Source organism: Agromyces atrinae (genome assembly GCF_013407835.1).
In the GTDB taxonomy this organism is placed as follows: domain Bacteria; phylum Actinomycetota; class Actinomycetes; order Actinomycetales; family Microbacteriaceae; genus Agromyces; species Agromyces atrinae.
This window is the reverse complement of the sequence record NZ_JACCBI010000001.1, coordinates 426,143-446,508: the sequence shown is the minus strand read 5'-3', so window position 1 is coordinate 446,508 and position 20,366 is coordinate 426,143. Positions and strand designations below refer to the sequence as shown.

Here is a 20,366-nt window from a genome sequence, read left to right as displayed (position 1 = left end):
TTCGTGTCGTCAGTACCAGTTCACCGCTTGCGAATGCGACCAGGCCGAGCACGGCGAACCGTAGGCGCGCGCGATGTAGTCGAGGCCCCAGCGGATCTGCGTCGCGGCGTTCGTCTCCCAGTCCGCTCCGGCGGTCGCCATCTTGCTTCCGGGCAACGACTGGGGAATGCCTGTCGCGCCGCTCGACGCGTTGTACGCCTGGTAGTTCCAGCCCGATTCCTTCTGCCACAGGCTGTTGAGGCAGCTGAACTCGCCGCTGCCCCACCCGTACAGCTCGGAGGCGAGGGCCGCGGCCGTCGCTCGCGCGCCGTCGGGGGTGTTGGCCGCGGCGAGAGCGGCAGCGGCTTCCGCCTCGGCTTGCTCGTAGGCGGCGACGGCCGACTGGGTGGATTCGATCTGCTCGCGGGTCTGTTGGGCGAGGGAGGCGACCGCGCTCGCGTCGAGCGAGGTGTACTCGCCGAGCGAGGCGACGGATGCCGCGAGCGACGACGCGTCGACCTTGCCGTCGGCGGCCGCGAGGGCGTCCTCGGCCATCGCGATGGTCGTCTCAGCTGCCCGATGGGTGCGAGCCTCGCCGATCGCGTCGTACACCTCGAGCTGATCGTGCGAGAAGCCGCCGGCATCCGTGAGCACGCGGGTCGCGGCCTCGGCGGACTGGGTCTGGATGGCGCCGTGGACGGCGACGCCCGACCCGGCGATCGCTCCCAGGGCGACGAGCGAGGCGGCGGCGACCTGGATCCTGCGGCGTCGCGATCGGCTGCGACGAAGGGCGGCACGGGTGGGCACGGGCGGGTTCTCGGGCATGGGGGGCTGCATCGGGGAGGGGTGTCGGCTTCCGGTCGGGGGCAGGGAGGCGACATCCGAGCAGGCGGATGACGCAAAGCCGACAGTCTCACCGACGATTCTGGACGTGCCATGGGGAGAGCCCGGGTGAACCATGAGAATGGAGGGATGGATGACACGCTGCGCTGCCCCTGCCTGAGCGGCCTGACCTGGGGCGAGTGCTGCGGTCCGCTGCACCGCGGAGAGCGCGTAGCACCGACGGCGGTGCAGCTCATGCGATCGAGGTTCAGCGCATTCGCGGTGAGCGACGCCGACTACCTCGTGCGCACCTGGCACCCGTCGACGCGCCCCGAGACGATCGACCTCGACGCCGACATCCGCTGGTACCGGCTCGACATCGAGCGCACCGAGGCGGGCGGACCTCTCGAAACCGCGGGCGTCGTCGCCTTCACGGCCTACTACCGCGGCCCCGATGCGCGGGGCTCTCAGCACGAGACGAGCCGTTTCGTGCGCGAGGACGGCGCGTGGTTCTACCTCGACGGCGAGTGAATCAGGCCAATCGTTCAGGGTCACGTCGTACGGTTGACGTGTGACCTCGATCGACGACGCCGTCCCCAGTTCAGCCGGCCTCCTCACGCTCCGCGCCCGCCGCACCCTCGCTTCGCTCGACGGCGAGACCCTCGACGAGATGCGCGCCCTCCGCGAAGAGACCGAGCGGTTCATGCTGCGCTACAAGTTCGGCATGGACGAGGTCATCACGAAGCTGTCGATCCTCCGCGAGGAGTTCAGCCAGGCGCACGACTACAACCCCATCGAGCACATCTCGAGCCGTCTGAAGACCCTCGAGGGCGTCATCGACAAGGTCTCGCGGAAGGGCATCGAGCCGTCGTTCGAGTCGATCCGCGCGACGATCACCGACATCGCCGGCGTGCGCGTGACCTGCAGCTTCGTCTCCGACGTCTACCGGCTCTTCGAGCTGCTGACGAATCAGGAGGACGTGCGGGTCCTCACCGTCAAGGACTACATCGCCGAGCCGAAGCCGAACGGCTACAAGAGCCTCCACGTCATCGTCGAGGTGCCCGTCTTCCTTTCGACGGGCCCTGAGCCCGTCGCGGTCGAGGTGCAGATCCGCACGATCGCGATGGACTTCTGGGCGAGCCTCGAGCACAAGATCTACTACAAGTACGACAAGCAGGTGCCCGAGTCGCTCCTCGAGCGCCTGACCGATGCGGCCCACACGGCCGCCGAACTCGACGAGCGCATGGAGCGCCTGCACATCGAGGTGCACGGCGACATCGCGGGCACCTCGAAGCGACTGCCCTCGAGCACCACGCGCCTCGCCTGAACCGCTCAGGCGACGCCGAGCGAATCGAGCGCGTCCTGCACGATCGTGAGGCCCTCGAGGCCGGGCATGCCGCTGATCGAGTCGTCGACCTTCTTCGCGGCCTTCCGCCCCTCGGGTCCGCTCATGAGCTGACCCATGACGTGCGACACCTCGACCGGGTCCATGATGCTCGAACCGACGGGCGCCCAGAAGCGGCTGAGTGCAAATCGGGTGATCTTCTGCGCCCGCGGACTCGCCGCGAGACGCACACGCGCCTGTGACGTGTAGAACGCGACGTGGCGGGCCTCCTGCTTCGCGATGCGACGGAGCAGCTCGGCGAGCACCGGGTGCTCCTCGAGTGCGGCCATGCGGTTGTACGCGGTGATCGCCGACCACTCGTTGGCCGCACCCCATGACATGTGCACGGCGATGAAGTCGTCGCCGACGAGTGCGCCGAGCACCGATTGCTTGATGGGGTCGAGGCGGTCCTTCCAACCGAGCTTCAGCCGCCCCGCCTTGATCTCGTCGAAATCGACGGTGATGTCGTGGAGCGCGAGGACCGCGGCGAGGGCCTCGCCGTGCCAGAACTCCTCGCGGTTCCACATCGTCATGAACGCGCTCACGTCGGCCTCGCGGTGCGACGGGGTCGTCAGCAGATCGCGCGTGTAGCAGACCGTGTGGTACTCGACGTCGGTCATGTAGCGGAGGGTGCGGAGCGAGTCGGACGGCAGCGGGTTCGTGCGGAAGGACTCGAAGTCGAGGTCGTCCCACGCGACGGCGACGGATGTCTCGGCGTACCGGTCGATGTCGAAGGCCACGGCGTCCTCCCAGCGGAATCGTGGGGTCAGTCTACGGCGACGGATGACGGAGGAGCCCCGACATCACGCGATCAATCGTCGGCGCATCGACGTGTCCGACGTCACGGAGCTCGGCCTCGAGCAGCGCATCCGCTCCCGACTCGGCGAGTCGGGAACCGAAGAAGCGGCGTTCGTCGTCCGAGAGGTCGGCGGCGCCGAGCGGATAGGTCTCGCGCCGCAGTTCGCGCTGCGCCAGCGACACGGCACGCGCCGAGGCGGCGAGCCGCCGATCGACCTCGGATCTGAAGAAGCGTGCGTGACGTTCGTCGACCGCGCTCAGGCGCGCAGCGACGGCGGCGACCGCCGGTGTGGATGCCGCGAGCGTCGCGTACCCCGCGCGCACGACGGCATCGCTCACGAGGCTCGAGGCGAGATGAGCGGCGATAAGCGTCTCTCCCGAGGCGATCGCGCCCACGGCGCGCGACACCGGCCCGCGCCTCGACCGACCACTCGGCCGCGGTTCGACCGCGCCCGTCGCAGCCGGGACCGCCGCACCGTTCGCGTCGAGCACGAAGCCGAGGGCATCGGCGATCCAGAACTTCTCAAACGCCCACGTCACGAGGAACGCCGTGACCCGCGCGTCCTTGTGCATCGGCGTCACGAGCACGTTCCGGAGGTACGCCATGGTGCCGCCCTCGATGCGGAGGAGGAACGTGATCATCCGGAGATCGCTCGGCGCCACACCGCCGAGCTCCGCCGCGCTCCACTCGTCACGGAGTCGCCCCTGCGCCGTACGCGCGAACTCACGCACGTCGAACGCGTCAGGCGCCGGCACGGGGTCAGTCGTCCGCGGCGTCGCGGCCGCGCCGCGCCTTCTCGATGCCCGCGCCGATCCGCCGGATGAGGTCGAACGGAATGGGTCGCGAGTAGGGGAAGTTGACGGAGTCGGTGCCCGAGCGGAAGGGCGTGACCTCGGATTCGAGCTCGTGGTCGAAGACGGGGATCGGGTAGAGGCCGACGTGTTTCTTCCACGCCGCGAAGTGGACGGCGTAGCGCCCGCCGAGCATGAGCGCCGGCATGCCGTACCGCACCTTTTCGTCGGCATCGGGGATGACCTCGTGCAGGGTCTGTCTGATCTGCGCGAGGATCTGCTGCACGTCGTCGGGGAACCCCGCGATGTACTCGTCGATGGTCGTGGGCGTCGATGCCATGGGTCGATGATAATCCCGGCGGGCGACGCCGCGTCGATCAGGCGCCGCGCTCCTTCGCCTCGGCCTCGCGAGCCTCGGTCAGCTCGCGGGCGGCGTCGGCGGCGCGACGCTCGGCACGGCGCACGCGGCGCACGGCCGGTGTCGGCGAGCCGAAGCGCGCGGCGACCCGGTCGTGCTCCTCGTCGACACCGGTGATGACGTAGGCGGCCGCGATGAGGATGACCTGGCTCGAGAAGTTGAACCAGATGAGCAGCGCGATGATCGACCCGAACGACGCGAGCAGCGGGTTGCTCGACGCACCGCCGACGAAGAGGCTCGAGAGCACCTGGAGCACCGTGAGGCCGGCACCGCCGAGGAGCGCCCCCGTCCAGAGCGATCGCGCTGAGGGCTTGAGCCCCGAGAGCAGCCGCACCATGACGGCGACGACGACCGTGTCGATTGCGAAGATGACGAGGATCGAGACGATGCGCGTGCCGATGCTCGCGACGGGATCGGCCGTGCCGACACCGATCCACCCGAAGACGACGCCGAGGGCGGTCGTGCTGAAGAACGTCACGACGGCCGCCGCGGCGAGGGCGATTCCGAATCCGAGGGCGAGGGCCAGGTCTCGGAGCATGACCCACACGAAGAACGTCGTATCGGCCGGCTTGTCGGCGAGCGAACGGATCGCGGTGCGGAGCGAGGCGATCGCACCGATCGCGGTGCCGATGAGACCGACGAGGGCGATGGCACCCGTGAGACCGAAGGCGAGGGGCTGCACGAGATCGTCGGGGTCGATGAGACCGCCATCGCCGACCAGACCGGGGATCGCCGAGTCGAGGGCCGAGACGAGAGCCGCCATCGCGTCGTCGTTGCCGGCGAGCCAGAGGCCCGCGACGGCGAAGCCCAGGAAGACGCCCGCGAAGACGGAGAAGAGCGCCCGATAGGTGACGCTGTCGGCGAGCATCGCGCCGTGGTGCTCCTGATAGAGCAGGAACGCACGAGCGGGCTTCGTCGCGAGAGCCCAGCGGATGACGCCCTGGACGCGAGTCACGATGGCCGACGGCTTCTTCGCGGGTTCAGAGGTATCCATCGGATCAGGCTAGCGGCGCGGTGCCTCCGCCGTCGGGGGTTGACTCACCCGCGCGCGGCCCGCAGTCGATCGCGCTCGGCATCGGCCTCCGCCGCTTCGTCGGGAGTCGGGGCGCTGCCGCCCAGCGCGCGGGGTTGCCACCACTGGCCCGCGCCGGACACCGGGTAGCGCTCCTGCAGACCCGTCACGAGATCCTGCAGAGTCGTGCGCAGTCGATTCGTGCTCTCTCGGGCATCGGCGTCGCTCGCGACAGTGATCGGCGCGCCGACGGCGAACGAGACGGGAACGCCGAAGCGTTCGAAGAATCCGACCTTCCGCCGCTTCGTCATGAGACGGTGGCCGCCCCACACGGCGACGGGGATGACGGGCACGCCCGCCTCGGCCGCGAGCCGCACGGCACCGGTCTTCAGGTCGCGCACCGTGAAGGACGCACTCACACCGGCCTCGGGGAAGACGCCGATGAGCTCGCCGCGTCGCAGCGCCTCGACGGCCGTCGCGTAGGCCGCGGCACCCGCGGACATGTCGACGCTGATGTGACGCATGCCGCGCATGAGGGCACCGACGACGGGCTTCTCGAAGACGCTCTTCTTCGCCATGAATCGCACGCGTCGGCGGTTGGTGAGCCACGTCACCCACTCGACGAGAGCGAAGTCGAGGTAGCCGAAGTGCGTCATCGCGAGCACCGCTCCCCCGCTCCGGGGCAGGTGCTCGGCTCCCTCGACCGTCGGCTTCAGTCGCCAGAAGCCGAAGAGCCCCCGTCCGGCGATGATCGCTGCACGGTAGACGGGTTCACGGTCGGTCATGCGTCGACCCTACGGCGGGCACCTGAAGGAAGCCCGTGGCACGGCGGGTGCGCGGCAACCTGCTCAGATCACGGACGTCGGAGTCAAACGGAATACCCGCACATCGCGTCCGCTCGAACGCTCATACGCCCGGTACCCCGGCCACTGGCGCTCGATGAGCCGCCAGGCCTCCTCCCGCTCGGCGGGGTCGAGGGAATCCGCTCGAACCGACATCCGTCGACCGCGCACCGAGATCTCCGCCTCGGGATGCGCGAGGAGATTGTAGGTCCAGGCCGGATGCCGCTCGCGAGCGAAACTCGTGCCCGCGACGAGAGCCCGCCCGTGCCCGTCCGCGGTGTACATGAGAGGCGTCTCCCGCGTCGCCCCGGAGCGCGCTCCCCTCGAATACAGCACGAGCGAGGGCACGAGCAACGCACTGAGCTGCACCCGGCCGGCCGAGACGCGCTCGAGCCAGCGCTCGATCGGCGGAAGGACGCGAGGAGCCCAGCGGCGGAAGAGCCGGGTGCGCGTGAACGCGGCGAAGACCGTGCGCACGGAGACGACGACGGATGTCATCGCACCAGTGTGCCCGCTCAGCGACCGTCCGACGCGATGAAGTCGCGGATCTCATCGACGTCGGTGATGTCGCCCTCGTAGGGGCGTCCGCTCACGAGGATCGTCGGTGTGCCCTGGACCTTCTCGATCTCGGCATCGGCGATCGGCCCGGTCAGGGCCGCAGCCGTGCCGGCTTGCGCCCACGCGACGTACGTCTGATCGGCGATGCAGTCGGCAGCGGCCGAGGCTCCGACTCCGTCGGCGAGCTCGGCGAGACCGGCGTCGTCGAGCTGGCTCGACTGGTTCTCGAACACGGCAGCGACGAAGTCGGTGAGGCTCGACGACGCTTCGACGGCGACGCACGTCATCGCGGAAGCGGCTCGCGACGAATACATCGAGTCGGAGTTGCGATCCATGAACGTGAGCGGGTGGATCGAGTACCGGATGTCGCCCGTCGTCGCGAGCTCGGCGAGGGTCTCGCCTGCGGCGTCTTCGAGGCTCGCGCAGTGGGGGCACGCGGGGTCGAGGTACACCGAGACCGGGGTCGAGCCGTTGCCGACCACGAGCGAGAAGGCATCGAAGTCGGCGGCGCCCGACGTGCCCGTCGGGAGCGCGACGGTCGGAGTGGGTGCCGGAGCGGCCCCGCCGAACGGGGAGCACGCAGAGAGGGCGAACGTCGCCGTCAGGGCGAGGGCGAGTACAGCGGTCGTCCGCGTGAGGGGTCGGCGCACGGGTCAGCCTTTCGCGTTGGAGATCGCCGCGAGAAGTCCGTTCACGAAACCCGCGGAGTCATCGGTGGAGAGGACGGTCGCCGCCTCCACCGCTTCGGAGATGGCGACGGCGTCGGGGACGGCGTCGTTGAAGACGATCTCCCACACGCCGATGCGCACGAGTGCACGGTCGACGGCCGGCATGCGATCGAGCGTCCACCCGTGGGAGTGGGTCTCGATGAGCTCATCGATCTCGTAGCGGTGATCGACGATGCCGTCGACGATCTCGCGCGCGTAGAGCCACGAGGCAGCCCGATCGGGCTCGCTGACGGCACGCTCGGCCTCGGCGACGAGGACCTGCTCGACGTCGACCTGCCGCATGTCGGCGGAGTACAGCATGTCCAGGGCGCGCTTGCGCGCCTTCGTGCGCGCCGACACTAGTCGTTCACGCGGCCGAGGTAGTCGCCCGTCCGGGTGTCGACCTTGACCTTGGTGCCCGTCTCGAGGAACAGCGGCACCTGGATCTCGTAGCCCGTCTGAACCGTCGCGGGCTTCGTGCCACCCGTCGAGCGGTCGCCCTGGAGGCCCGGCTCGGTGTAGGTGATCTCGAGGACGACCGACGCGGGGAGCTCGACGTAGAGCGGGTTGCCGTTGTTGAGCGCGACGGTGACCGACTGGTTCTCGAGCATGAAGTTGGCGGCGTCGCCGACGACCGTCGACGAGACCGAGATCTGGTCGTAGTCGGTCGCGTCCATGAAGACGAAGCTGTCGCCGTCGTTGTAGAGGTACGTGTAGTCGCGGCGGTCGACGTTCTCGATATCGATCTTCGCGCCCGCGTTGTACGTACGGTCGACGACCTTGCCGCTCACGACGTTCTTGAGCTTCGTGCGGACGAACGCGCCACCCTTGCCCGGCTTGACGTGCTGGAACTCGATCACGCTCCAGAGCTGTCCGTCGATCGAGAGCACGACGCCGTTCTTGATGTCAGCGGTGGAAGCCATGGTGATCCATTCGATTGGGAAAGTTCGCGGCCCGGAACGGGCCCCGACGAGTTTACCCGACGATCCGCACGACCTGTTCGACGGCGAGTCGGTACGAGTCCGCGCCGAATCCGGCGATCACGCCGGTCGCGACACCGGAGATGACGCTCGTGTGACGGAACGTCTCGCGGCTGTGCGGGTTCGAGAGGTGCACCTCGATGAGAGGGAGGCCGGCACTCGTGACGAGCGCGGCCGCGTCGCGCAACCCGTAGCTGTAGTGGGTGAACGCCGCGGGGTTCAGGACGACGGGCGTCCGAGCGTCGACGGCGGCGTGCAGCCAGCGGATGAGCTCGCCCTCGTCATCCGTCTGCCGGAAGTCGATGTCGACACCGACGGCCTCGGCGGATGACGCGAGGGACGCCTCGAGATCGGCGAGCGTCGCGTGGCCGTAGACCTCGGGCTCACGGGTGCCGAGTCGACCGAGGTTGGGGCCCGAGAGCACGAGGATCGTCGTCATGGAATCAGCCTAGCGAGACGCGCTCACTCGGCCGTCTCCTGGTACGCCGCGAAGAGGAGCGACTGATCGGGAGCGCGGAGCACCGTCGGGCGCGCGAGGTCGTCGAGCACGATGAAGCGCAGAGCGCCCGCGCGTGCCTTCTTGTCGCGCTGCATCGTCGCGAGGAGCGTCGGCCAGCGGCCCGCCGGGTACGAGGTCGGGAGCGTCAACGATTCGAGGATCGAGCGGTGACGGTCGACGACGGCGTCGGGGAGCCGGCCCGCGAGACGGCTGAGCTCGGCGGCGAACACCATGCCGACGGCGACGGCCGCGCCGTGCCGCCAGCGGTAGCGTTCGGCGTGCTCGATCGCGTGACCGAGCGTGTGGCCGTAGTTGAGGATCTCGCGGAGCCCCTTCTCGGTGAAGTCCTCGCTCACGACGCGGGCCTTCATATCGATCGCGAGTTCGACGACTCGACGGAACTCGGGCGTCGACGGATCGGTCGCGACCGCGACATCCGCCTCGATGATGTCGAGGATCTCGGGGTAGTAGATGAAGCCCGCCTTCACGATCTCGGCGAAGCCCGCGAGGATCTCGTTGCGCGGCAAGGTGTCGAGGGTGTCGAAGTCGCAGATGACGGCCGCGGGGGCGTAGAAAGCGCCGACGAGGTTCTTGCCCTCGTTCGTGTTGATGCCCGTCTTGCCGCCGACGGCCGCATCGACCATGCCGGCCACCGACGTCGGAACCTGCACGAGTCGCACTCCGCGCAACCACGTCGCCGCGACGAAGCCGGCGAGATCGGTCACGGCACCGCCGCCGAAGCCGATGACGGCATCCGTGCGCGTGAAGTCGGCCTGCCCCATGACCTGCCAGCAGAACGCCGCCACCTCGACGCGCTTGGCGGCCTCGGCATCGGGGACCTCGGCGAGCAGGGCCTCGAAGCGGTCGCTCAGGGCCTCGCGAAGCGCGGCGGCCTTGGCCCCGAGCGTCGGCGTGTGCACGATGAGCACCTTGCGCGCATCGCCCAGGTGATCGCCGATCGAGTCGAGCACCCCGTGCCCGACGAGCACCGGGTACCCCTCGTCGCCGCCGACGCGGATCTCGGTCGTGTCGCTCATCGTTGCTCCTCCTTGTGCCACGCGACGACGTGGTCGACGAGACGCATCATGGGCGTCCTCGACGAATCGATCGTGAGAGTGGCGAGTCGTTCGTAGATCGGCCGACGGGCCGTGAAGATGCGTTCCCAGGCCGCCACGCCGTCTCCGGCGACGAGGGGCCGGTCGGTGCCCGCGAGCCGCTCGGCCACCGCGGCGGCGCTCACCGTGACGTAGACGACGGATGCGCCGGCGAGCTCGGCCTGCGTATCGACGTCGAGGACGGCACCGCCGCCGAGCGACACGACCGCCTGCTCACGGAGTGCATCGGCGACGACCTCGCGCTCGATCTGGCGGAAGCGCTCCTCGCCGTCGCGGGTGAAGATCTGCTCGATCGGTCCGTGCTGGGCGACGATGCGCTGGTCGGTGTCGATGAAGGGTACGCCGAGGCCGCGTGCGACCCGACGACCGATCTTCGACTTGCCCGCAGCCATCGGTCCGATGAAGACGAGCGGCAGTGCCGCGCGATCACCGAGCGACATCGGCCGCCGTGTGCAGTCCGACGGGGATCGACGCGAGGTACGAGTCGAGGTTGCGGCGCGTCTCGACGATCGAGTCGCCACCGAACTTCTCGAGCACGGCGTTGGCGAGCGTGAGCGCCACCATCGCCTCGGCCACGACGCCCGCGGCCGGGACGGCGCAGACATCGGAACGCTGGTGGTGGGCGGCAGCGGCCTCTCCCGAGGCGACGTCGACGGTGCGCAGCGAGTGCGGAACGGTCGCGATGGGCTTCATGCCCGCGCGCACGCGCAGTACGGTGCCCGTGCTCATGCCGCCCTCGGTTCCGCCGGCACGGTCGCTCGTGCGCGAGATGACGCCGTCGCCCAGCACGAGTTCGTCGTGAGCGGCCGAGCCGCGTCGGGTCGTGGTGAGGAAGCCGTCGCCGACCTCGACCCCCTTGATCGCCTGGATGCCCATGAGCGCGCCGGCGAGCTGGGAATCGAGCCTGCGGTCCCAGTGCACGTGCGAGCCGAGACCCGGGGGCACACCGTAGGCGAGCACCTCGACGACGCCGCCGAGCGTATCGCCGTCCTTGTGCGCACCGTCGACCTCGGTGACCATGAGCGCGCTCGTGGCGGGGTCGAAGCATCGCAGCGGGTCGGCGTCGAGCAGCGCGACGTCGTCGGGCCCCGGAAGGGCGCTGCCCTCGGGCGAGCGCACCGTGCCGACGGCGAGGGTGTGCGAGACGAGACGGATGCCGAGCTCGCCGAGGAACGCGCGCGCGACGGCACCGAGGGCGACACGAGCTGCGGTCTCACGGGCGCTCGCGCGCTCGAGGACGGGCCGCGCGTCGTCGAAGCCGTACTTCTGCATACCGACGAGGTCGGCGTGACCCGGGCGCGGGCGCGTCAGGGGTGCACCGCGGCCCCGGCCGACGCGCTCGGAATCAGCGGGCGGCTCCGGGCTCATGACCTCGGCCCACTTCGGCCACTCGGTGTTGCCGACGCGCAGCGCGATCGGGCTTCCGAGGGTGAGACCGTGACGGACGCCGCCCGAGATCGCGAGCTCGTCCTGCTCGAACTTCATGCGCGCGCCGCGCCCGTAACCGAGCTTCCGACGCGCGAGGTCCTCGCGGACACCGTCGAGACTCACGGGAACTCCGGCGGGGAGCCCTTCGAGAATGGCGACGAGTTCGGGACCATGGGATTCACCCGCAGTGAGCCAACGCAGCATGGTCACCATCCTCCCACAGCGCCGGAGACGGCCCGCCCGTGTTGCGGAGTCGTCAGGAGATCGCGTCGCGCATCGCCTGCAGCACGCGCTCCTCGTCGGCGAGCGGCACGGCGGGGTCGCCCGCGACGAAGATGCGCACCTGGACGAGCGCCTGGTGCAGCAGCATGCCGAGTCCCGAGATGGCGCGGCCGCCGGCATCCGTCCACCGCTCGGCGAGGGAACTCGGCCACGGATCGTAGGCGACGTCGAAGAGGGTCGAGCGTGAGACGAGCGACAGCGGCAGGTCGGCGTCGAGCCGAGCGCCGCCCGGCAGCGTCGCGATGACGAGGTCGGCCTCGTCGGCGACCGCATCGAACGGCACGACGTCGACGGGTATGCCGGCGTCGTAGCCGAGCTTCACGAGCCCGGTCGCCTTCGCGGGTGTGCGCACGGCGATCTGCACCGACACGGCACCGAGGGCGGCGCTCGCGAGCAGAGCGGATGACGCCGTCGCTCCCCCGCCGAGCACGACGACGCGCTCCGCTCGGTCGACACCCGACTCGGCGAGTGCACGAACGATGCCCTCGACGTCGGTGTTGAAGACGACGCGACGTCGCTCGGCGCCGTCGAAAACGAGGGTGTTGGCGGCCTCGCTGAGGGTCGCGAGCCGATCGGACTCGTCGGCGAGCTCCCGCAGGCGTACCTTCAACGGCATCGTGAGCGAGAATCCGCGCCAGGAGTCATCCCGCGAATCGAGGAAGTCGGCGAGACCGCGCTCGTCGACCTCGATGCGCTCGTAGCTCCAGTCGAGTCCGAGCACCCGGTAGGCGGCGGCGTGCAGGGCCGGGCTCTTCGAGTGGGCGATCGGCGAGCCGAGGACGGCGAGCCTCCGGCCCGACGGCTCACTCACACCGGGCCGCGTTCTCGTCGCTCGCGCGGCACCAGTCCTGCAGCTGCTGCACGGCGGCGTCGTGCTGATCGACCGTTTCGGAGAAGACCGTCTCGCCCGTGTCGAGGTTGATCGGCACGAAGAAGAGCCAGGGGCCGTCGGCCGGCGTCTGGGCCGCCGCGATCGCGACGTCGCCCGGGTTGCCGATGGGGCCGACGGGCAGGCCCGGGTTCGCGTACGTGTTGTAGAGGTTCGACGCGTCGGCACGCTCCTCGTCGGTCGTCCACACGGTGTGCGTGTTGCCGGTGCCGTAGGCGACGGTCGCGTCCGACTGCAGGTTCATGCCCTGGTCGAGTCGGTTCTGGAACACGCGCGCGATCTTCGGGAAGTCGTTCTGGTCGGAGCCGGCCTCGCGCTGCACGATCGAGGCGAGGATGATCGTGTTCCAATAGTTCGCCGGGTCGACGCCCGCCGACGTCAGCGCCTGGAACGTGCGATCGACCATCGTCTGGATGACCTGCGTCGCCGTCGCGCCCGGGTCGAAGGTGTACGTCGCGGGGAAGAGGAATCCCTCGACACCCGTCGCCTCGGCGGGAAGCCCGTACGCGCCGTAGTCGGCGGCCGCGGCCTGCAGATCGGCGAGCGGGATGCCGGTGCCCTCCGCCGCACGCTCGAGCGCCTCGGGCGCCGCCGTCCCCTCGGGGATGACGAACGTGCTCTCGAGTCGGTTCGCGGGGTCGAGCAGAGCGTCGAGGGCTGCTCGCGAACTCATCTTCTCGGCCATCGTGTAGGCGCCCGGGTGGAAGACGGGGGCCGGCGAGGTCGCGACGACGAGGTCGTAGAAGGCGTCGAACGACGCGGTGATGCCCTGATCGTGCAGACCCGTCGCGATCGTCGTGCCGGTGTCGCCCTCGGTGATCATGAAGGTCACCTCGCCCGTGCCCGATCCCTCGTAGTCGGCGGCCGGCTGGAATCGCGCCATGAAGTCGTTGAACGGTCCCTGCACGAGGAAGAACGCCGCGACGAGGAGACCGATGACGACGAGGAGGGCGATGAGACAGCCCCACGCACCGCGCTTCGGCTTCGTCTCGACCTCGACGACGCCGAACTCGGCGCGTCGAGCGCTGCGACCACCCTTCACGGGTGCCGCCGTCAGGTGCTCGTCGAGGTCGTGCGTGCGCTGCGCGGCCTGCCGGGCCTCACGTCTGCTCTGGGGCTGCGGTGCCGCGGCCGGCGTCGGAGCTGCGGCGCCCGGCGACGTGTCGGCTCGGGGCTCACCGCCGATCATCGCGTTCCAATCGAGCGAGTGATCGTCTCGCGGCGACGACTCGTCGTTCGGCCCGGAGGACGGCGGCAATGACACGTTTTAGAGTCCTTCGTTCGCGTCGAGGAGCGCGCCCGGAGCGATGCCCGTCGCACGCTCGGCATCGAGGGTGTGCTGCACAATGATAACCGCGGCTACCTGATCGATGACCGAGCGATGGGTCTTGGTCTTACGGCCCGCCGATCGCAGAGCGGCATGGGCGGACACCGTCGAGAGGCGTTCGTCGACCGTCCGCACAGGGGTGTCGATCGCGGTGGCGAGCCGTTCGGCGAACTCGAGCGCGTCCTGCGTCGACGCCGTGTGCGCGCCCGACAGGGCGATCGGAAGGCCGACGATGATCTCGAGCACCTCGAGGTCACGCGCGACCGCCACGATGTGATCGACGTCGGCCGAGCCCTTCAAGTCGCGGGCGACCGTCTCGACGGGCGTCGCGAGCAGGCCGTCACGATCGCTGCGGGCGAGCCCGACGCGAGCGCGACCGACGTCGACACCCAGTCGGACTCCCTGCCGCATCAGCCGGAGACCGCGTTCCGCACGGCATCGAGCGCGGCGGGCAGCGCCGCGACATCCGTTCCACCGCCCTGGGCGAGGTCGTCCTTGCCACCGCCGCCGCCGCCGAGCACGCCGGCCGCGACGCGCACGAGCGCTCCGGCCTTCGCGCCGGCGTCACGAGCACCGGGTGTCGTCGCCGCGATGACGACGGGCTTGCCGCCGACCGACGCCGCGAGCACGATGACGGCCGACTCCGCCTGGAGCCGCTCACGCACGCCCGTGACGAGTGCACGCAGCTCATCGGCGGAGGCGAGTTCGCCGATCGCCTCGGCGACGAGCAGCACGGCTCCCGTGCGCACGGCCTTCTGGGCGAGGGCGGGAACGCGATCGCTCAGCGCGCGCGCCTCGAAAGCCGCGATCTTCTTCTCGGCCGTGCGGAGGCTCGACACGAGGTCGGACACACGATCGATGAGCTGGTCGGGCGGAGTCTTGAGGTTCGACGTCAGCTGCGAGACGAGCGCGCGCTCGGCGGCGAACTGCGAGAACGCCTCACGGCCGACGAGCGACTCGACACGGCGGTTCGTCGAACCGACCGACGATTCGCCGATGATGTTGATCATGCCGATCTCGGCACTCGTCGACACGTGCGTACCCGCACAGAGCTCGCGTGACCACGGACCGCCGATGTCGACGACGCGCACGACGTCGCCGTACTTCTCACCGAAGAGCGCCATCGCACCGAGCGCCTTGGCCTCGTCGAGGGGAAGCTCACGCGTCGTCACGGCGAGGTTGTCGCGCACGGCGTTGTTCGAGATCTCCTCGATCTCGCTCTTCGTCTCGGCCGAGAGCGCCTTGTTCCAGCCGAAGTCGAGGCGCAGGTAGCCGGCACGGTTGAACGAGCCCGACTGGTGAGCGGTCGGGCCGAGCACGTCGCGGAGGGCCGCGTGCACGATGTGCGTGCCCGAGTGCGCCTGCGTGGCACCGCGGCGGTAGTCCTCGTCGACGAGGGTCGTCGCGCGGACGCCGACGCCGACCTCGCCGCTCGTGACCTTCACGGTGTGGCTGATGAGTCCCTTGACGGGCTTCTGCACATCGAGCACCTCGAGCTCGAAGCCGTCTCCGACGATCGTGCCCTTGTCGGCAGCCTGACCGCCCGACTCCGCGTACAACGCGGTCTCGGCGAGGATGACCTCGGCCGTCTGACCGGCGCGCGCAGCAGGGACGGGGAGACCGTCGACGAGGATGCCGAGGACCGACGAGTCGGCTCGGAGCTCGGTGTACCCGTGGAAGATCGTCTCGCCGAGCGCGCGGAACTCGCCGTACACCGAGAGGTCGGCGAGAGCCTTCTTCTTCGACTTCGCATCGGTCTTGGCGCGCGTGCGCTGAGCCGTCATGAGCGAGTCGAACGCTCCGCGGTCGACGGTGAGTCCGGCCTCGTCGGCCATCTCGAGCGTGAGCTCGATCGGGAAGCCGTAGGTGTCGTGCAGGAGGAACGCCGTGTCGCCGGGGATCTGGGCCGCGCCGTCATCCTTCGTCTTCGTCACGGCGAGGTCGAGGATCGTCGTGCCCGCGGCGAGCGTGCGGAGGAAGGTCTCCTCCTCGGCGTGCGCGAGCTGAGCGATGCGCGCGTAATCGGCCTCGACCTCGGGGTACGCCGACTTCATCGCGTCGCGCGACGCGGGGAAGAGCACGGGGAACGTGGCCTCCTCGACGCCGAGGAGGCGCATGGCGCGGACACTCCGACGGAGGAGGCGGCGCAGGATGTAGCCGCGGCCCTCGTTCGACGGGGCGACGCCGTCGCTCATGAGCATGAGCGAGGAGCGCACGTGGTCGGCGACGACGCGCATACGGACGTCGTCCTCGTGGACAGCGCCGTAGCGGCGACCCGAGAGTTCTGCGGCACGGTCGAGCACAGGGCGAACCTGGTCGATCTCGTACATGTTGTCGACGCCCTGCTTGAGGAACGCGACGCGCTCGAGACCCATGCCGGTATCGATGTTCTTCCGCGGCAGTTCGCTGACGATGCGGAAGTCGGTCTTCGAGCGCACGTCGTCGATGAGGTACTGCATGAAGACGAGGTTCCAGATCTCGACGTAGCGATCGTCATCGGTCGCCGGTCCCCCGTCGGCGCCGTAGGCCGGGCCGCGGTCGAAGAAGATCTCGGAGCAGGGGCCGGCCGGGCCGGGCTGGCCGGTCGACCAGTAGTTGGTGTCCTCGTCGAGACGCTGGATGCGCTCGTCAGGAAGACCGGCGATCTTCTTCCAGAGCGCGATGGCCTCGTCGTCGTCCTTGTAGACGGTGACCCACAGGTCCTTCGGGTCGAAGCCGTAACCGCCGTCGGACTCGGACGACGTCAGCAGCTCCCACGCGAAGCCGATCGCGCCTTCCTTGAAGTAGTCGCCGAACGAGAAGTTGCCGTTCATCTGGAAGAACGTGCCGTGGCGCGGCGTGTGGCCGACCTCTTCAATGTCGTTCGTCCTGATGCACTTCTGCACGCTCGTGGCCCGGGGGTACGGAGCAGGCACGACACCCGTCAGGTACGGCACGAAGGGAACCATGCCGGCGACCGTGAAGAGGAGCGTCGGGTCATCGCTGACGAGAGACGCAGAGGGAACGACGGTGTGACCGCGCGTTCCGAAGTAGTCGAGCCAGCGCTGGCGGATGTCGGCAGTCTGCATGTTTCCGTTCGGTTCGATCAGGTGGAGAGCGAGAAGGAGATCAGCGCGCGTCGCGAAGCTCGGCCTCGCGCGCGTGGTAGCCCTCGGAGACGGCCTCGGTGAAATCGCGGGCCTTGCGATCGACGTTCGCGAAGAACCGACGACCTTCGGTGGTCTGGTTCACCTGGTGCGCGATGACGAAACCGGCGACGACGCCGATCGTCAGCCACAGAACGCTCTTCATGTACCGCTCCCTCAGTGCCGGAGGATCGATGCGCGAACACGCACCGCTGACCAGTCTATCGAGCACGAAGAAGGGGCCGCGGCGAACCGCGACCCCTTCTGTCGAACACTCGCTCTATCGAGCGGCGTAGTACTCGACGACGAGCTGGACGTCACACGTGACGGGCACCTCGGCGCGCTTGGGGCGACGCACGAGACGAGCCTGCAGCTTGTCGATCTCGACCTCGAGGTAGCTCGGAACCTTGGGGAGCACGTCGACGTGACCGCCGGCTGCTGCGACCTGGAACGGCTCGGTGCCTTCGCTGCGCTCCTTGACGTGAACGAGCTGACCCGGCTTCACGCGGAACGAGGGGCGGTCGACGAGCTGGCCGTCGACGAGGATGTGACGGTGCACGACGAACTGGCGGGCCTGCGAGATCGTGCGGGCGAAGCCGGCACGGAGCACGAGGGCGTCGAGACGCATCTCGAGCAGCTCGACGAGGTTCTCACCGGTCAGGCCGTCGGTGCGACGGGCCTCGTTGAACGCGATGCGGAGCTGCTTCTCGCGGATGCCGTACTGGGCGCGCAGACGCTGCTTCTCGCGCAGACGGATCGCGTAGTCGGAGTCTGCCTTGCGCTTGGTGCGGCCGTGCTCACCCGGAGCGTAGGGACGCTTCTCGAGGTAACGAGCAGCCTTCGGGGTGAGGGCGATACCGAGCGACCGCGACAGGCGGGTCTTGCTACGGGTACGTGACTTGGTAGACACGGTTTCCTTTCAAAGATGTTCTCGAACGAAGATCATCGGCACGCGCGCGCACCGATGGGAAGTCAGAGGGGTTCGCCGCGGGACAACCGGCTACAGGTCGTTCCCTCCCGCCGTGGTTCCGCGCAGCCGCACGCGTGAATCCGGCTTCAGGCCGAGGAACAGGCTACCACGCACCATCGGGAAATCGTGCGACGCCGAGCGCTCGTTCAGGATTCGCCGCGCACGATACGCCGGATCTTGGCGAGTCGGGCGCTCACGTCGCGCTCGTTGCCGTGTTCGGTGGGGTGGTAGTAGGTCGATCCGCGGAGCTCGTCGGGCAAATACTCCTGCCGCGACACACCGATGGGGTCGTCGTGGGGGTACACGTAGCCCTTGCCGTGGCCGAGCTTCTTGGCGCCGGCGTAGTGCGCGTCGCGCAAGTGCTTCGGCACCCGGCCCGCCTTGCCCGCCCGCACGTCGGCGATGGCCCGGTCGATGCCGAGGTAGGCGGCGTTCGACTTCGGTGCCGTTGCGAGATGGACGACGGCCTGCGCGAGGGGGATGCGCCCCTCGGGCATTCCGATGAGCTGCACGGCATCGGCCGCGGCGACGGCGACCTGCAGCCCCGTCGGGTCGGCCATACCGATGTCTTCCGAGGCGAGCACGATGATCCGTCGAGCGATGAACCGCGCGTCCTCGCCGGCCTCGATCATGCGTGCGAGGTAGTGCAGAGCCGCATCGACGTCGCTTCCGCGCACCGACTTGATGAACGCACTGATGACGTCGTAGTGCTCGTCACCGTTGCGGTCGTAGCGGAGCAGCGCGCGGTCGACGGCCTGCGCGACGATGTCGGCTGTGATGACGGGCTTCGCCTTCGCCGGCGCCTCGACCGCGTCATCCTCGTCGTCCTCGTCGTCGTCCTCATCGCTCTCGGCGCTCGTCGCTGCGGACTCCGCATACGACGACGCCGAGACCGATGCGGCTTCGAGCGCGGTGAGAGCGCGGCGCGCGTCACCGGACGCGAGACGCACGATCGCCTCGCGCGCCTCGGTCTCGAGCTCGAAGCGACCGGCCAGGCCACGCGGATCGACGACCGCGCGATCGACGAGGATCTCGAGATCGTCGTCGCTCAGGAGTTCCAGGGTGAGGAGCAACGAGCGCGACAGGAGCGGGGAGATGACCGAGAACGACGGATTCTCGGTCGTCGCTGCGACGAGGATGACCCATCCGTTCTCGACCCCGGGGAGAAGTGCGTCCTGCTGAGCCTTCGTGAAGCGATGGATCTCGTCGAGGAAGAGGACGGTCGACACACCGTAGAGATCGCGCGAGCTCTGCGCCTCTTCCATCACCTGGCGCACGTCGCGCACGCCGGCCGTGACGGCGGAGAGTTCGACGAACTTGCGACCCGACGAGCGGGCGATGGCTTGCGCGAGAGTCGTCTTGCCCGTGCCGGGCGGACCCCAGAGGATGACGGAGACCGACCCGCTCTCTCCGCTCGCGTCACTCGCGAGAGCCACGAGCGGCGAGCCCGGGGTCAGCAGATGCCGTTGGCCGGCGACCTCGTCGAGGCTCGACGGCCGCATGCGCACTGCGAGGGGCGTCGAACCCTGACGGAGTCCCGTACCGGAATAAGCCATGCTCCCCAGCGTAGATCGCCCCTCCGACACACGGAGCCGCTCGGTCTGCGTACGCCGGTAGAGTTCTTCTCGGCCAGCAGCGACAGGAGTGCACGTGGTAGCCAACGACAAGCAGGACCGTGAAGCGCGAACCCGACTTCGGGCGTATCAAGCACGACAGGCCGCTCACGAGCGCACCGTAAATCGACGCAAGCGCGACAACATCGTCGTCGCCGCCGTCTTCGTGGTCGTGACGGCTCTGCTCATCGCGCTGCAGCTCTCCTACTTCTCGGGCGGACCCGGCACACCGGAACCCGTGCCCTCCCCCACGGCGACGCCGACCCCGACGGCTCCCGCCGAGGGACAGAACTCCGGCGACGTGCCGTCGCCTGACCTCGCCGAGAACCGCACGTGGACGGGAACGCTCACGCTCAACGACATCCCCCTCAGCATCGAGCTCGACGGAGCAGCGGCACCGCAGGCCGTCGCCTCCGAGATCTCGCTCGTGCAGGCCGGCTTCTACGACGACCTGTCGTGCCACCGCCTGACGACCGCCGGCATCTTCGTGCTGCAGTGCGGCGACCCGGCGGGCGACGGCACGGGCGGCCCGGGCTACACCTACGGCCCCGTCGAGAACGCTCCGGCCGACGCCCTCTACCCCGCGGGCACCATCGCGATGGCACGCGCCGCCGACCCGTACAGCCACGGCAGCCAGTTCTTCATCGTCTACGAGGACTCGACCATCGGCACGGCCGACGACGCCTACACGGTCATCGGACGGGTCACGAGCGGACTCGACGAGCTGATCGAGGGCGTCGTGTCCGAGGGAGTCGCCGGCGGGCAGACCGACGGTGCCCCGACGGTGCCCGTCACGATCACCGGGTTCACGATCCAGTAACAGCGC

Annotated in this window: 24 protein-coding genes; 3 read left to right on the top strand and 21 right to left on the bottom strand. The window is 69.2% G+C overall.

The features are described 5' to 3' along the window. Nucleotides 1-9: 9 nt before the first annotated feature. Nucleotides 10-804 (bottom strand): aggregation-promoting factor C-terminal-like domain-containing protein, encoded by a 795-nt coding sequence (locus tag BJ972_RS02180; protein ID WP_129175000.1) that lies wholly within the window; start codon nucleotides 802-804, stop codon nucleotides 10-12. A gap of 147 nt (nucleotides 805-951) precedes the next feature. On the opposite strand from BJ972_RS02180, the gene BJ972_RS02175 reads away from it, so the two are divergent. Both BJ972_RS02175 and BJ972_RS02170 read left to right on the top strand, forming a co-directional pair. Continuing rightward, nucleotides 952-1,332: a YchJ family protein gene (locus BJ972_RS02175; RefSeq protein ID WP_129174998.1), complete on the top strand. Its 381-nt coding sequence runs from the start codon at nucleotides 952-954 to the stop codon at nucleotides 1,330-1,332. Between the two features lie 139 nt (nucleotides 1,333-1,471). After that, nucleotides 1,472-2,128 carry a GTP pyrophosphokinase gene (locus BJ972_RS02170; protein ID WP_129175345.1) on the top strand — a complete coding sequence of 219 codons (657 nt, stop codon included), beginning with the start codon at nucleotides 1,472-1,474 and terminating at the stop codon, nucleotides 2,126-2,128. A 5-nt stretch (nucleotides 2,129-2,133) separates the two neighbouring features. Here BJ972_RS02170 and BJ972_RS02165 read toward each other — a convergent pair whose 3' ends face one another. The 20 genes from BJ972_RS02165 to BJ972_RS02070 form a co-directional block, all read right to left on the bottom strand. Then, on the bottom strand, nucleotides 2,134-2,925 hold the full coding sequence (locus BJ972_RS02165) for a ferritin-like domain-containing protein (protein ID WP_129174996.1): 792 nt from the start codon (nucleotides 2,923-2,925) through the stop codon (nucleotides 2,134-2,136). Between the two features lie 31 nt (nucleotides 2,926-2,956). After that, on the bottom strand, nucleotides 2,957-3,739 hold the full coding sequence (locus BJ972_RS02160) for a hypothetical protein (RefSeq protein WP_129174994.1): 783 nt from the start codon (nucleotides 3,737-3,739) through the stop codon (nucleotides 2,957-2,959). A 4-nt stretch (nucleotides 3,740-3,743) separates the two neighbouring features. Then, nucleotides 3,744-4,115 carry an iron chaperone gene (locus tag BJ972_RS02155; RefSeq protein ID WP_129174992.1) on the bottom strand — a complete coding sequence of 124 codons (372 nt, stop codon included), beginning with the start codon at nucleotides 4,113-4,115 and terminating at the stop codon, nucleotides 3,744-3,746. A gap of 37 nt (nucleotides 4,116-4,152) precedes the next feature. Further along, nucleotides 4,153-5,187: a YihY/virulence factor BrkB family protein gene (locus BJ972_RS02150; protein ID WP_129174990.1), complete on the bottom strand. Its 1,035-nt coding sequence runs from the start codon at nucleotides 5,185-5,187 to the stop codon at nucleotides 4,153-4,155. A 44-nt stretch (nucleotides 5,188-5,231) separates the two neighbouring features. Continuing rightward, on the bottom strand, nucleotides 5,232-5,990 hold the full coding sequence (locus BJ972_RS02145) for a lysophospholipid acyltransferase family protein (protein WP_129174988.1): 759 nt from the start codon (nucleotides 5,988-5,990) through the stop codon (nucleotides 5,232-5,234). 63 nt (nucleotides 5,991-6,053) lie between these two features. Beyond that, nucleotides 6,054-6,545, bottom strand: a complete 492-nt coding sequence (locus BJ972_RS02140; RefSeq protein ID WP_129174985.1) for a nitroreductase family deazaflavin-dependent oxidoreductase — start codon at nucleotides 6,543-6,545, stop codon at nucleotides 6,054-6,056. 17 nt (nucleotides 6,546-6,562) lie between these two features. Further along, complete coding sequence (locus BJ972_RS02135) at nucleotides 6,563-7,255, bottom strand: DsbA family protein (protein WP_129174984.1); 693 nt, start codon at nucleotides 7,253-7,255, stop codon at nucleotides 6,563-6,565. Nucleotides 7,256-7,258: 3 nt separating this feature from the next. Beyond that, the gene (nusB, locus tag BJ972_RS02130) at nucleotides 7,259-7,672 is read right to left on the bottom strand and encodes a transcription antitermination factor NusB (RefSeq protein WP_129174982.1); all 414 of its coding nucleotides are present in this window, start codon (nucleotides 7,670-7,672) and stop codon (nucleotides 7,259-7,261) included. Further along, nucleotides 7,672-8,235: an elongation factor P gene (efp, locus tag BJ972_RS02125; RefSeq protein ID WP_129174980.1), complete on the bottom strand. Its 564-nt coding sequence runs from the start codon at nucleotides 8,233-8,235 to the stop codon at nucleotides 7,672-7,674. Before efp ends, nusB begins: the two co-directional genes overlap by 1 nt. A 52-nt stretch (nucleotides 8,236-8,287) precedes the next feature. Next, a complete protein-coding gene (gene aroQ, locus BJ972_RS02120; protein ID WP_129174978.1) occupies nucleotides 8,288-8,731 on the bottom strand; it encodes a type II 3-dehydroquinate dehydratase in 444 nt (147 codons plus the stop codon). A 23-nt stretch (nucleotides 8,732-8,754) separates the two neighbouring features. After that, the gene (gene aroB / locus BJ972_RS02115; RefSeq protein WP_129174976.1) at nucleotides 8,755-9,828 is read right to left on the bottom strand and encodes a 3-dehydroquinate synthase; all 1,074 of its coding nucleotides are present in this window, start codon (nucleotides 9,826-9,828) and stop codon (nucleotides 8,755-8,757) included. Further along, nucleotides 9,825-10,346 carry a shikimate kinase gene (locus tag BJ972_RS02110; RefSeq protein ID WP_179419910.1) on the bottom strand — a complete coding sequence of 174 codons (522 nt, stop codon included), beginning with the start codon at nucleotides 10,344-10,346 and terminating at the stop codon, nucleotides 9,825-9,827. The genes aroB and BJ972_RS02110 overlap by 4 nt, the downstream gene beginning before the upstream one ends. Continuing rightward, nucleotides 10,333-11,538: a chorismate synthase gene (gene aroC, locus BJ972_RS02105; protein WP_129174974.1), complete on the bottom strand. Its 1,206-nt coding sequence runs from the start codon at nucleotides 11,536-11,538 to the stop codon at nucleotides 10,333-10,335. Before aroC ends, BJ972_RS02110 begins: the two co-directional genes overlap by 14 nt. 52 nt (nucleotides 11,539-11,590) lie before the next feature. Further along, nucleotides 11,591-12,427, bottom strand: coding sequence for a shikimate dehydrogenase (locus BJ972_RS02100; RefSeq protein WP_129174972.1), 837 nt, complete (start codon nucleotides 12,425-12,427; stop codon nucleotides 11,591-11,593). Continuing rightward, entirely contained in the window at nucleotides 12,420-13,769 is a 1,350-nt protein-coding gene (mltG, locus tag BJ972_RS02095) for an endolytic transglycosylase MltG (RefSeq protein ID WP_241830810.1), read from the bottom strand. Before mltG ends, BJ972_RS02100 begins: the two co-directional genes overlap by 8 nt. Nucleotides 13,770-13,772: 3 nt before the next feature. Further along, nucleotides 13,773-14,243 carry a Holliday junction resolvase RuvX gene (ruvX, locus tag BJ972_RS02090; RefSeq protein WP_129174970.1) on the bottom strand — a complete coding sequence of 157 codons (471 nt, stop codon included), beginning with the start codon at nucleotides 14,241-14,243 and terminating at the stop codon, nucleotides 13,773-13,775. Then, the gene (gene alaS / locus BJ972_RS02085; RefSeq protein ID WP_129174968.1) at nucleotides 14,243-16,900 is read right to left on the bottom strand and encodes an alanine--tRNA ligase; all 2,658 of its coding nucleotides are present in this window, start codon (nucleotides 16,898-16,900) and stop codon (nucleotides 14,243-14,245) included. The genes ruvX and alaS overlap by 1 nt, the downstream gene beginning before the upstream one ends. 40 nt (nucleotides 16,901-16,940) lie before the next feature. After that, nucleotides 16,941-17,123, bottom strand: coding sequence for a hypothetical protein (locus BJ972_RS02080; RefSeq protein ID WP_129174966.1), 183 nt, complete (start codon nucleotides 17,121-17,123; stop codon nucleotides 16,941-16,943). Nucleotides 17,124-17,237: 114 nt separating this feature from the next. Then, nucleotides 17,238-17,867, bottom strand: a complete 630-nt coding sequence (gene rpsD, locus BJ972_RS02075; RefSeq protein ID WP_129174964.1) for a 30S ribosomal protein S4 — start codon at nucleotides 17,865-17,867, stop codon at nucleotides 17,238-17,240. Between the two features lie 206 nt (nucleotides 17,868-18,073). Then, a complete protein-coding gene (locus tag BJ972_RS02070; RefSeq protein WP_129174962.1) occupies nucleotides 18,074-19,483 on the bottom strand; it encodes a replication-associated recombination protein A in 1,410 nt (469 codons plus the stop codon). 94 nt (nucleotides 19,484-19,577) lie between these two features. On the opposite strand from BJ972_RS02070, the gene BJ972_RS02065 reads away from it, so the two are divergent. Then, the gene (locus BJ972_RS02065; RefSeq protein WP_129174960.1) at nucleotides 19,578-20,360 is read left to right on the top strand and encodes a peptidylprolyl isomerase; all 783 of its coding nucleotides are present in this window, start codon (nucleotides 19,578-19,580) and stop codon (nucleotides 20,358-20,360) included. The last annotated feature ends 6 nt before the right edge of the window (nucleotides 20,361-20,366 follow it).